This is a genomic window from Nonomuraea sp. MTCD27, assembly GCF_041950495.1.
Lineage (GTDB): Bacteria > Actinomycetota > Actinomycetes > Streptosporangiales > Streptosporangiaceae > Nonomuraea.
This window is the reverse complement of sequence record NZ_JBGNUW010000001.1, coordinates 740,183-751,398: the sequence shown is the minus strand read 5'-3', so window position 1 is coordinate 751,398 and position 11,216 is coordinate 740,183. Positions and strand designations below refer to the sequence as shown.

The window sequence follows — 11,216 nt, the reverse complement described above, 5'->3', positions numbered from 1 at the left end:
GATGCGCGACAGCGAGCGTGCGGCGACGCTGCGCGAGCAGGTGGAGCGCCTGCACAGGCTCAGTGTCCAGGCGACCGACAACGGCCGCCCGGCGCTGGCCGCCCGCAGGCTCCGGCAGGGCCTCGAACTGCTCGGCCGGGACCCGGCGGCCGGGAGCGGCGAGCCCGCCGGCGGCTACGACGACCTGCTCGCCCGCCTGCTGACCAGCCTCGCGCACGCCGAGGCCGAGCAGGGCAACTCCGGCCTCGGGATGGAGCTGCTCGACGAGGCCGCCCGCCGCGCGCCCCGCGCCGAGCTGGCCCTCGTGCACGCCCAGCGCGGCCTGCTGCACCTGCGCCTGGGCGCCGGCGCCGAGGCCCTGCGGGAGCTGGACATCGCCGCTCCCATGCTCCTCGAGACCGACCGCGTCGAGCTGGCCAGGGTGCTGCTCAACCGGTCGGTCCTGCACGCCACGACCGGCCGCGTCCGGCTGGCCAGGGACGACGCCCGCAGGAGCGCGCAGCTCGCGCAGGCCCACGGCCACCACGTGCTCGCGGCCAAGGCCCTGCACAACGACGGCTACTGCGACCTGCTGCTCGGGGACGTGCCGGCGGCGCTGCGCGTGTTCGCCCGGGTGGAGCGGCTCTACCAGGAGGTCAACCCCGGCTTCCTGCCCGTGCTCGCGCTCGACCGGGCGCGGGCGCTGCTCGCCGTGGGGCTGACCGACGAGGCCGGCCGCACGCTCGACCAGGCCATCGACGGGTTCCGCAGGCAGCGCCTGATGCAGGACTACGCCGAGGGCGAGCTGGCCAGGGCGCAGTGCGCGCTGGACGCGGGGCGGCACGCCGAGGCGCGGGACTGGGCCAGACGCGCGGAGACCCACTTCCGCCGCAGGGGAAGCACGGCGTGGGCGCTGCGCGCGACGCTCATGCGCCTGCGCTCGCAGCTGGCGCACGGCTCGGCGCCGGGATCCGTGGCCCGGCGCGCGGGCGAGCTGGCGGCGCGCCTGGCCGAGCTGGACATGCGCGACGACGCGGAGATGGCCCGGCTGGTCTCGGTCCGCGCGCTGATCGCCGCCGGCCGGGTCACCGAGGCCACCACCACCGCGGCGTCCGGCCAGGCATCCGGCGCCACGTCCCGGGGCGCGCCGCTCGACGTGCGTCTCATGCGGCACCTGACCGGGGCGGAGCTGGCCGGCGCGCACGGGCAGCGCGGCCTCGCCCTGCGCAAGGTACGCTCCGGGCTGGTCCTCATCCATTCCCATCGCGGCCGGCTGGGCAGCCTCGACCTGCTCACCGGCGTCGCCGCCCTGGGGGCCGACCTGGCCGCCCACGGCCTGCGGGCCGCGCTCGACGGCGGTTCGACGCGGCAGGTGTTCGCCTGGTCCGAGCGGTGCCGGGCACAGGCGTTCCGGTTCCGGCCACCGCAGGCGCCCGAGGACGACCGGACCGCGGAGGCGCTGGCCGAGCTGCGCCAGCTCGCCCAGCAGATGCACGCCGACGAGGCCGCCGGCCACCGCCGGCCCGCCCTGCGCCGGCGGTGCCTGGAGCTGGAGCAGGTGATCAGGGAGCGCGGCTGGCAGCTTCCCGGGGTCGGCGAGCGGCTGGCCCCCGCCTCGGCGGCGGCCGTCGAGGCGGCGTTGGCTGCGGACGACCTCGCGCTGGTCAGCCTGCTCAACGTGGACGGCGGGCTGCTGGCGCTGGTGCTCGTCCGCGGGCGGTGCCACCTGCACCGGCTGAGCGCGTACGAACCGGTGGCGGAGGCCGCGCGGCGGCTGGCCGGGGACCTCAACGCGCAGGCGGGACGCAACCTGCGGCCCGCGCTGAAGGCGGTGATCGAGGCGTCCGTCCGGCGGCAGCTCGGCGTCATCACCGACGCGCTGAAGGCCCCGCTGCGGCAGGCGCTGTCCGCCGCCCGGGGGATCGTGCTCATCCCGACCATGGGCCTGTCCGCGGTGCCCTGGGGGCTGCTGCCCGACCTGCGCGGCCGGCCGCTGGTGGTGGCCCCGTCCGCGCTGGTCTGGCTGGCGGCCAGGCACGCCGGCGAGCCGTACGTGAGCGACGGCAGCTCCTCCGTCCTGGTCGCCGGGCCCGACCTGGAGCACGCCGAGCGGGAGGTCGAGCAGCTCGGCACCGTGCACCCGAAGGCACGCCGGCTCAGGGGCGAGCGGGCCACGGTGTCGGCCACCCTGGAGGCGCTCGACGGCGCGTCCTTCGCCCACTTCGCCGCCCACGGGCACCACGAGCGCGAGAACGTGCTCTTCTCCCGCCTCGACCTGGCCGACGGCCCGCTCATGGCCTACGACCTGCAGCTCCTCGACAAGGCGCCGGGGCACGTCGTGCTGTCGGCCTGCGACGTGGGGCAGGCGGTGGTCAGGGCGGGCGACGAGCAGCTGGGCTTCACCGCCGCGCTGCTCTACCTCGGCACGCCCACCGTGATCTCCAGCCTCACCCGCGTGCCCGACCACGTGGCCGAGCGGGTCATGATGGCCTACCACCGGCGCGTGGCCGACGGGGCGAGCCCGGCCGACGCGCTGGCGATGGCCTCGTTGGACGAGCCGGCCTCGACGTTCGTGTGCTTCGGCGCCGGCTGAAGGTGCCTGTCAGCCGTTCAGGACGACAGCAGGCGCCGCTGCTCCTCCTCGATCACCTGCCGGGCCAGCGACTGCTCCGAGACGTCCATCGCGTCGCCCGAGGACTCGGCCAGGTCGCTGCGCCTGGCGTAGGCGTCGAACAGCTCCGACTTGTGCCGCAGGATGTCCAGCATGCGCTGGTCCACCGAGTCCACGGAGAGCAGCCGGTGCACCTGCACCCTGCGTACCTGCCCCATCCGGTGCGCCCGCCCCACGGCCTGCGTCTCCATGCTCGGCTTGACCTGCGGCTCGCACAGGATCACCACCGACGCCGCCTGCAGGTTGAGCCCCACCCCGCCGGCCTGGATCTGGCTGAGCAGCACCGCGTGCCCCGCCGCGGCGGAGAACTCGTCCACCAGCCCCTGCCGCCGCGCCGCGCCGACGTCCCCGGACAGCGGCCCGTGCGCCCGCCCGTCCAGCGCGGCCCCGACGGCGGCGAGCACCGCCCGGAAGTACGAGAACACCACCACCTTCAGCCCGTTCGCCTCGGCGTCCTCGACCAGCTCCAGCAGGCGCTTGAGCTTGGCCGAGGTGGCCGGCTCGGCGTACGCGGCCCGCCGCATGGCCATGAAGTTGCCCTCGGCCACGGCCTGCTTGTACGCCTCGAAGTCGGCGCCGCTGAACTCCACCCACTCGTCGGCCTCCACCCGATCGGGCAGCTCGGCGAGCACGTCCTGCTGGTTGCGCCTCAGGTAGACGGGCGCCACCGCCTTGCGGAACGCCTGTGCCCCCGCCACCACGTCGCTGTTGCGCAGCCCGGCGGCCAGGTCGGGCCGCAGGTACGAGATCAGCGTCCGGAACTCCTCCACCCGGTTCTCCATCGGCGTGCCGGTCAGGAACAGCACCCGCCGCGCCCGCCCGCACCAGGCCGCCACCGCCCGGGAGCGCTTGGTCTCCGGATTCTTGACGTAGTGGGCCTCGTCCACGACGAGCAGCGCCACCTCCGGCAGCCCGCCGCCCAGCCGGTGCAGACCGTCCAGCGTGGCCACGGCCACACCGCCCCGGCGGGCCCACTCCTCCCGCGCCGCGAGCCGGTCGGGGCCGTGCAGCGGGTAGGCGTGCAGCGTGCTGCGCGACTCGATCTCCCGCACCCAGTTGATCAGCACGCTCGCCGGGCAGGCCACCAGGAAGTGCGTCGCCCCGTCCGCCCGGAGGTGCGCCAGCGCCGCGATGGCCTCGATCGACTTGCCCAGCCCCATCTCGTCACCGATGATCACGCGTTCCTGCACGAGCGCGAAGCGGGCCCCGAACGCCTGGTAGCCGCGCAGGGACACGCGCCGGTGGGTGTCGTCGAGCGGCTGCGCGGCGACCTTGGCCGCCAGGTCGTCGGGCAGCAGCCCCTGCCCGCTGCCGACCGGCTCCCCGGCCAGCTCCGCCAGCAGGCCGAAGTATTCGGGCGAGCGGGACTCGAAGTCCGCCCACGCCTCGAAGTCCCGGGCCGGCGGCCGCAGCAGGTCGGTGGTGACCTGGGCGAGCAGCAGCCGCGTCTCCCCGGTGCCGGCCAGCAGCCCGTCGATCGCGGCCACCGCCTCGCGCGCCCGCCGGCGCCGCGCGGGCAGCGTGAACATCATCCGCAGCCGGCTGCGCGCCGGCCGCGCCTGCGCCAGCAGCGGCCCCAGCCGCCCGTCCAGGTCGCGGGCGGCGTCGAGGGCGCGGGGCAGGTCGGGGCCCACGTTCACCAGGCGGTGCAGGGCGATCACCAGCTCCGTGGTGTGGTGGTCGGGCCGGTCGACGTCCAGGCGCAGGCTCGCGGCGTCCACGGCTGCCTGCTCGATCTGCCGGGCCGCCGCGTGGACCTGCCCCGCCGTGCGCGCGCCGATGCCCGGCAGCAGCTGCAGCGCGTACGGCGTGGCCTCCAGCACCGACCGGACCGTGGTGTACCCGGCCTTCTCCAGCGTGCCGATGCGCAGCCGCCCGTCGGTCACGTCCTTCAGCCGCGAGACGGGCACGCCCTCCAGCCCGGCCCTGGCCACGTCGCGGCGCAGCGCGTCGAGGGTGCGGGCGGCCTGCGCGCGCACGGCGGCGTGCTCGCCGAGCAGGGCGCGTGCGTCGGCCAGGAGCCGGTCCGCGTCACGGAATTCCACCGGACCAAGGATGCCGTAGCCCGAGGGCCCGCGTACATCGGTGCGGACCAGCCCGGATGCCGGCCCGGATGCCGGCCCGGATGCCGGCCCGGATGCCGGCCCGGATGCCGGCCCGGATGCCGGCCCGGATGTCAGCTCAGGTGCACGCCGATGAGGCAGGTGTCGTCGTCGGTGTCCGAGTTGCAGTGCGTGAGCAGGTCGTCGAGGCGGTGGTCGAGCGTGCTCGCCGCGCGCCTGGCGATGGCCAGCAGCCGGTCCTGGGCGTGGCGCAGGTTGTGGTCGCGCCGCTCGATCAGGCCGTCGGTGTACATCAGCAGCGTGTCCTCGGCCCGCAGCTGGAGCCGCCCCTCCTCGTAGCGGGCGTCGGTGAACGCGCCCAGCAGCGGCCCCTTGACCATGGGCAGCTCCGCGCCGTCCCCCTCGCGCAGCAGGATGGGCGGCAGGTGACCGGCCCTGGCCCAGCGCAGCATGCGGGTGGGCGGGTCGTACAGGGCGCAGACGGCGGTCGCGGTCATGCGGTCGGTGAGGTGGTGGGCGACCATGTTGAGCCAGGCCATGAGCTGGGCCGGGCCCGCGCCGGTGGTGGCCAGGCCGCGCAGCGCGTTGCGCAGGATCACCATGCCGGTGGCGGCCTCCACGCCGTGCCCGGCCACGTCGCCCACCGACAGCAGCACCCGCCGGGACGGGAGCGCGACGGCGTCGTACCAGTCGCCGCCCACCAGGTGCTCCTTCTGCGCGGGCCGGTAGCGGACGGCGATGTGCAGGCCGAAGGACTCCATCGTGCCGTGCGAGGGCGGCATGATGGCCTGCTGCAGCTGCAGCGCCAGGCGGCTGCGCGCGGCGGACTCCTGCTCGGTGTGGGCGAGCTGGTCACGGGTGACGGCGAGCGCGACCTCCGTCCAGTGCTGGGAGGAGATGTCCTGGTACGCCCCCCGGACCGCCATCAGCCGCCCGTCCGGACCGAAGACCGGCTCGGCCACCACGCGCATGTGGCGGGCGACCCCGTCGCGACGCGTGAGCCGGAACGCCGTGGCGGCGAAGCGCCGGTGGTGCAGCACCGTGCGCAGGAAGCGGCCGATCGCGATCTCGTCGTCGGGGTGGGCGTGGTCGCGCAGCCGCTCCAGCGGGACCGGCTGGTCGCCGGGGGACAGGCCGTACAGGGAGTAGAGCTGGGCGTTCCAGGTGATCTGGCCGGTCACCGTGTTCTCCTCGAAGCCGCCGATGCGGCCCAGCCGCTGGGCGTGCTCCAGGAGCCCGGCCAGCCGCCCGTCCTCGTCGTGCTCGCGCCACACGAGCAGCACGCTGTCGCCGTGCCGGGTGATGCTGACGTCGGCCACGCCCGTCGTGCTCAGGCCGAGCGCCATCCGCTCGGCGCGGAACGACTCGCCGGTGGCGTGGACCTGCTCCAGCTGCGCGAACATGCCGCCCGCCGCGCGGGGATAGGCCTCCAGCAGCAGCGCCCCGGACACCAGCGGGTACGCCTCCAGCAGCAGCCCGTCACCGGCGGTGATGCGCTCGTTGACGTGCCGGACGCGGAAGTCGGCGAGCTCGCCGCGGGCGTCGAGGTGCGCCCGCAGCACCAGGGCCGGGTCGGGCAGCGCGTCGGCCAGGTCCACCAGCTCCGACAGGGCCGCGGCGGCGGGCGCCAGCGGCGCGAACGGCGAGTCCAGCGTGTGCGCGCACAGCTCGGCCAGGGCCTCGACCTGCCGCTCGATCCTGGGCGGGTGCGGCGGCAGCGTGTGCGGCCAGCAGATCTCCAGCACGCCCTGCACCCGCCCGCCCGAGAGCATCGGCACGGTGACGCGGCCGCCGGCGACGTGCCGGCCGATGGCGGGCAGGCCCGCGTCGGCGTGCCAGATCGTGCGCCGCTCCGTCAGCGCGCGCCCGGCCGGCGTGACCACGCCCGGCGGCATGTGCCGCCACCGCCGGGCCTCCTCGGTGGCGAACCCGGCGTAGCCGGCCAGGGCGAGGGCGCCGCCCGGCTCGGCCGCCCACACCGCCACCGCCGTGGCGCCCAGCGGGGCCAGCGCGTGCTCCAGGAGCGCGGCGGCCACGGCCTGGGTGTCACGGGCGCCGAGCACGGCGCTCTCGGCGACGCGCAGGCGTACGGACACCTCGGGAGCGGCCTCGCCCGCCTCGCCGACGCGGTCGCGGGCGACCTCGTTGACGACGTCGGCGGCCACCTCCAGCCGCGTCACGCCGGCCTTGGCGGCGAGCGTGGCGAGCTGCTCGGCCGCCTGCGCGGGGCCGCAGCGCAGCCGCTCGACCAGGATGCCCTTGGCCAGCTCGAGCAGGGCGCGGTCGTCGGCCGCGCGGCGGCTCCGCTCGGCCTCCCGCCGCAGCCGCTCGACGGTCGCGGCCAGCCGGTCGAGATCCTGCCCGCCGTTCGGCTCGCCGCCCATCAGGACAGGTCCATCCAGTGCTGGATGCGTTCGATGAGATGGTCGGCGTCCACCGGTTTGGTCACGTAGTCGCTCGCCCCCGCCGCCAGGCTCTTCTCCTGGTCGCCCGGCATCGCCTTGGCGGTGACCGCGATGATCGGCAGGTCGGCGTACTGCGGCATGGCCCTGATCGTCTCGGTCGCGGTGTAGCCGTCCATCTCCGGCATCATGACGTCCATCAGGATCAGGTCGGTCTCGGCGTGCGCGGTCAGCGTGTCGATGCCCTTGCGGCCGTTCTCGGCGTGCAGCACGTGGATGCCGTGGATCTCCAGCATGCTCGTGAGGGCGTACAGGTTGCGGGCGTCGTCGTCCACGACCAGGACCGTGCGGCCGGCGAGGGCGTTGTCGATCTCCCGTCCCGCCGCGGTGCCCACGGTCTCGGCCCTGACCAGGGGCAGCACGTCGCCGGGCTGGTCGGCGGTCAGGTGCAGCGCTATGCGCTCGCGCAGCTCGTCGAGGCTGGTCAGCAGCTCCAGCGGCTGGTGGGCCAGCCGCACCTCCTGCTGGGTGCGTGAGCGCCAGTTGTTGTACGCCAGCACGGGCACCCCGTGCAGCCGCGGGTCGCCGTTCATGACCTCCAGCAGCCGGTATGCCGACATATCGGGCATGTCGAGGTCCAGCACGATGCAGTGGCAGGGCTGCCCGGCCAGCAGCCCGGCCGCCTCCTCCGCGCCCGCCGCCGTGACGACCTCCATGACCCCGCCGAGGTCGCGCGCCCCGGCCAGGTCGCCCACGACGCTCTCGGAGACCAGCGACAGCAGCCCGTGCCGCCGCTCCTCGATCACCAGCAGCCGCCGCGCGGCCACCGGCTCCCGCTCCGCCGCCTGCGCCGGCTCGCCGCCCTCGGCCGGCGTGAGACCGGCCTTGGGGTCGGGGTCGAACCCGGGCCGGGCCACCGGCAGGTAGAGCGTGAACATGCTGCCCTGCCCCGGCGTGCTCTGCACGGTGATGGCGCCGCCCAGCAGGTAGGCGATCTCGCGGCAGATCGACAGGCCCAGCCCGGTGCCGCCGTATTTGCGGCTCGTGGTGCCGTCGGCCTGCTGGAACGCCCCGAAGATCACCTCCAGCTGCTGCTCGGGGATGCCCACGCCGGTGTCCACGACCCGCAGCGCGATGGCCGGGCCGTGCGCGCGTACGGAGGCGGGCAGCTCGGCCGGCGCGGCCGGCTCGATGCGCAGCTCCACGCCGCCCGTCTCGGTGAACTTGACCGCGTTCGACAGCAGGTTGCGCAGCACCTGGCGCAGCCGGGAGTCGTCGGTGAGCAGCTCGGCGGGCACCCCGGGCGCGGTCGTGATGCGGAAGTCGAGGCTCTTCTGGCCTGTCAGCGGCCGGAACGTGGCCTCCACGTAGTCCAGCAGCCCGCGCAGCCGCACCCACTCGGGGTTGATGTCCATCTTGCCCGCCTCGACCTTGGACAGGTCGAGGATGTCGTTGATGAGCTGCAGCAGGTCCGAGCCGGCCGAGTGGATGATCCCGGCGTACTCCACCTGCTTGGGCGTCAGGTTGCGCGTGTGGTTCTGGGCCAGCAGCTGGGCCAGGATGAGCAGCGAGTTGAGCGGGGTGCGCAGCTCGTGGCTCATGTTGGCGAGGAACTCGCTCTTGTACGTGGAGGCCAGCGAGAGCTGGTGCGCCCGGTCCTCCAGCTCCTGCCTGGCCTGCTCGATCTCCAGGTTCTTGGTCTCGATGTCCTGGTTCTGGCTGGCCAGCAGCGTCGCCTTCTCCTCCAGCTCGGCGTTGGAGCGCTGCAGCTCCTCCTGCTGCTGCTGGAGCTCCTCCGAGCGCGCCTGCAGCTCCACCGCCAGCCGCTGCGACTCGTTGAGCAGCTCGTCGGTACGCGCGTTCGCCACGATCGTGTTGAGGTTGACGCCGATCGTCTCCATGAGCTGGTCGAGGAAGGCCCGGTGCACCGGCGTGAACGCCTGCACCGAGGCCAGCTCGATCACGCCGAGCACCTGCTCCTCGACCACGATCGGCAGCACGATCACCGAGGTCGGGTCGGTCCTGCCGAGCCCGGAGGAGATGGTGATGTAGCCGGGCGGCAGGTCGGTCATGGCGATGGTCCTGCGGCTGCGCGCCGCCTGGCCGACCAGCGCCTCGCCGAGCCGGAACCGGGCCGGCCGCTCCGGGTCCACCGGGTAGCCGTAGGCGCTGATGAGCTTCAGCTCGCTCTCCTCGGCCAGGAAGAACGCGCCGTACTGCGCCGAGACGAGCGGCGCCAGCTCGTTCATCACCAGCTCGGCCACGGTGGCCAGGTCGCGGTGCCCCTGCATGAGGCCCGACATGCGGGCCAGGTTGGACTTCAGCCAGTCCTGCTGCTCGTTGGCGCTGGTCGTCTCGCGCAGCGACTTCACCATCGAGTTGATGTTGTCCTTCAGGTCGGCCAGCTCGCCCTCGGCGTCCACGGTGATGGACCTGGTCAGGTCGCCGGAGGTGACGGCGCTGGTCACCTCGGCGATGGCGCGGACCTGGCGGGTGAGGTTGCCGGCCAGCTCGTTGACGTTCTCCGTCAGCCGTTTCCACGTGCCGGACACGCCCTCGACCTCGGCCTGGCCGCCGAGCCTGCCCTCGCTGCCGACCTCCCGGGCCACCCGGGTCACCTCGGCGGCGAAGGAGGAGAGCTGGTCGACCATCGTGTTGATCGTGGTCTTCAGCTCCAGGATCTCTCCCCGGGCGTCCACGTCGATCTTGCGGGTCAGGTCGCCCCTGGCCACGGCCGTGGTGACCTGGGCGATGCTGCGCACCTGGTTGGTCAGGTTGTCGGCCATGGAGTTGACGTTGTCGGTGAGGTTCTTCCAGGTGCCGGCCACGTTGGGGACCCGGGCCTGGCCGCCGAGCTGGCCCTCGGTGCCGACCTCGCGGGCCACCCGGGTGACCTCGTCGGCGAACGCGCCCAGCGTGTCGACCATGGTGTTGATCGTCTGCGCCAGCGCCGCGACCTCGCCCTTGGCCTCGACGGTGATCTTCTGCGACAGGTCGCCTCTGGCCACGGCGGTGGCGACCTGGGCGATGCTGCGGACCTGGTTGGTCAGGTTGGAGGCCATGACGTTGACGTTCTCCGTCAGGTCCTTCCAGGTGCCGGACACGCCCCGGACGGTGGCCTGGCCGCCCAGGTTGCCCTCGGTGCCGACCTCGCGGGCGACCCGGGTGACCTCGTCGGCGAAGGAGGAGAGCTGGTCGACCATCGTGTTCAGGGTGTTCTTCAGCTCCAGGATCTCGCCGCGGGCCGAGACCGTGATCCGCTGCGACAGGTCGCCGCGGGCCACGGCGGTGGCGACCTGGGAGATGTTGCGCACCTGGTCGGTGAGGTTGCCGGCCATGAAGTTCACCGAGTCGGTCAGCGCGCGCCAGGTGCCGGCCACGCCCTTGACGTCGGCCTGGCCGCCGAGCTGGCCCTCGGTGCCGACCTCGCGGGCGACCCGGGTGACCTCGTCGGCGAAGGAGGAGAGCTGGTCGACCATCGTGTTGACGGTGTTCTTCAGCTCCAGGATCTCGCCGCGCGCGTGCACGGTGATCTTCTGCGACAGGTCGCCGCGGGCCACGGCGGTGGTGACCTGGGCGATGCTGCGTACCTGGTCGGTGAGGTTGCCCGCCATCGCGTTGACGGACTCGGTGAGGTCCTTCCAGGTGCCGGAGACCGCAGGCACGTCGGCCTGGCCGCCCAGCCGGCCGTCCGTGCCGACCTCCCGCGCCACGCGCGTCACCTCGGAGGTGAACAGGGAGAGCTGGTCGACCATGCCGTTGAACACCGACGCGATCTCCCCGAGCAGCCCGTCGGCGTCGTCGGGAAGTCTGGTGCGGAAGTCGCCGTCCCTCACCGCTGTCAGCCCCGCCAGCAGCCGGCGCAGCTCCGGCTCCTCGCCGCCCTCGCCGGCGCCTCTGGCGCGCTTGCCGCGCGCGGGCGGACGGGACGTGCCGACGGTGGGATCGCTCATGACCGGTCCTCCGTTGTCGCCCGGGTTTCCTCAGGTAGCGGAGAGAGTAACCGGCCGCGCCCGCAGTGCGCGCTAGCCGCAAGTTGTCATCTGTCTATCACACGACGTACACGCAAGGTGAGGCGGAAATTTCGCAGGCGCCTACCAG

4 protein-coding genes are annotated in these 11,216 nt (G+C 74.0%); 1 reads left to right on the top strand and 3 read right to left on the bottom strand.

Features of this window, described 5'->3' with window-relative positions; all coding sequences use genetic code 11:
- The first annotated feature begins 1 nt into the window (after position 1).
- Entirely contained in the window at positions 2-2,572 is a 2,571-nt protein-coding gene (locus tag ACBJ59_RS03430; protein WP_375108684.1) for a CHAT domain-containing protein, read from the top strand.
- A 17-nt stretch (positions 2,573-2,589) separates the two neighbouring features.
- Here the strand turns inward: ACBJ59_RS03430 and ACBJ59_RS03425 are convergent, their stop codons facing one another.
- The 3 genes from ACBJ59_RS03425 to ACBJ59_RS03415 form a co-directional block, all read right to left on the bottom strand.
- Entirely contained in the window at positions 2,590-4,695 is a 2,106-nt protein-coding gene (locus ACBJ59_RS03425) for a DEAD/DEAH box helicase (protein WP_375108683.1), read from the bottom strand.
- A gap of 131 nt (positions 4,696-4,826) precedes the next feature.
- Positions 4,827-7,097: a SpoIIE family protein phosphatase gene (locus ACBJ59_RS03420; RefSeq protein WP_375108682.1), complete on the bottom strand. Its 2,271-nt coding sequence runs from the start codon at positions 7,095-7,097 to the stop codon at positions 4,827-4,829.
- A complete protein-coding gene (locus tag ACBJ59_RS03415) occupies positions 7,097-11,068 on the bottom strand; it encodes a HAMP domain-containing protein (RefSeq protein WP_375108681.1) in 3,972 nt (1,323 codons plus the stop codon). The genes ACBJ59_RS03420 and ACBJ59_RS03415 overlap by 1 nt, the downstream gene beginning before the upstream one ends.
- Positions 11,069-11,216: the final 148 nt, after the last annotated feature.